The sequence below is a fragment of the Planotetraspora thailandica genome, assembly GCF_016863335.1.
In the GTDB taxonomy this organism is placed as follows: Bacteria; Actinomycetota; Actinomycetes; order Streptosporangiales; family Streptosporangiaceae; genus Planotetraspora; species Planotetraspora thailandica.
In genome coordinates this window covers 1-1,342 of record NZ_BOOR01000117.1, presented here as the reverse complement: position 1 = coordinate 1,342, position 1,342 = coordinate 1, and the positions used below count along the sequence as shown (strand labels likewise).

Annotated in this window: 1 protein-coding gene; it reads left to right on the top strand. The window is 64.5% G+C overall.

Annotation, left to right across the window (positions count from 1 at the left end):
- Positions 1-266 precede the first annotated feature (266 nt).
- Positions 267-1,325 carry an IS110 family RNA-guided transposase gene (locus Pth03_RS41095; RefSeq protein ID WP_203949948.1) on the top strand — a complete coding sequence of 353 codons (1,059 nt, stop codon included), beginning with the start codon at positions 267-269 and terminating at the stop codon, positions 1,323-1,325.
- The last annotated feature ends 17 nt before the right edge of the window (positions 1,326-1,342 follow it).

Genomic DNA, 1,342 nt, shown 5'->3' with positions numbered 1-1,342 from the left:
GGCACCAACGAGAACACCTATTGGTGCAGGGTGGACCGCGCGGGGCTTCTTCGACGGGAGATGCTCCGGTTGGGCCGTTGGGTGACTCGGAGAACACGTGCCGAAAGGCTTTCCGTTGATATGTCCACAACGGCCCGCAGGGCGAGAGCCCTGGGCGGGAGTGACTTGATAGAAGCCTGCTGAGCCGTTAACTCGCAATAGGTCTGTCCCCCGGCCAGGGCCCTCGCCGCTGTCTCGTCATCCATGACAGCAGAGAGGACGACTCGATGGTGACAGTGGGGATCGACCCGCATAAGCATGTCCATGTCGCAGTGGCCGTCGACGCCGACGGCAGACGGATCGGCAAGCCACTGACCGTCAAGAACGACGCGTTCCTGATCACCGCTCTGTTGAAGTGGATCCGGTCGGTCGCCGATGGCATGCCCGTCACCTGGGCCATCGAGGACGGTCGAGGGTTCGCTCGCCGTCTGGCCGACGGCCTGCTGCTCGCCGGCCACGAAGTGGTCTGGGTGCCCACCCGGCTAACCGCCGCCCACCGCAGACTGCACGCCGCCACCGGCGCCAAATCTGACCTCGTCGACGCCGCCGCAGCCGCGCACGCCGCCATCGCCACCCCGGATCTGGACCGGCACCGCATCGACGAACACGTGCGTGAGTTGCGTGTCCTGGTCGACTACCGCACAGACCTCATCAAGCGCCGCACCATGGTGATCAACCAGCTCAAGGCTCAGCTGCACGTCTGGCTCGACCACACCCCGGGTGATCTCGCTCGCCCCAAGGGCCTGACCTCGCTGACCGCGCTGCTGGACGCGGCACGGCTGGGCACGCACGTCCACCGGACGCTCACCGACATGACCACCGAGATAGCCGATCTCAACCGACGCATTCGCGACCTCGACACCACGATCAAAGAACTCGTTACCCCGCTGGCACCCGGACTGTTGGAGATCACCGGGATCAGCTATATCTCCGCGGCAGTTCTGATCGCAGAGATCGGTGACATCACCCGCTTCGCCAGCTCGGCCAAGCTCGCCCGATACACCGGCTGCGCTCCGATCCCGGTCTACTCCTCCGACAAGGAACGTCACCGCCTCCACCGAGGCGGCAACCGTCGCCTCAACAGCGTCCTCTACACCGCAGCCGTCGTGCAGAAACGCTTCCACCCCGCCGCACAAGAACTACTAGCCCGACACGAACCCACCAAAGGCAAACGCGGTGCACGCCGTATCCTCCAACGGCACCTCATCGATGTCATCCATCGCGCCATGACCACCGACCAAGCGTCCTGGCAGCACCACATCACCCGCTACCAGCTCACCGCTTGACATAGAAGCATCAACGG

Bases quoted from the DNA above. Each gene is read 5' to 3' on its own strand.
- Pth03_RS41095 (WP_203949948.1), top strand. From the start codon at position 267: ATGGTGACAGTGGGGATCGACCCGCATAAGCATGTCCATGTCGCAGTG.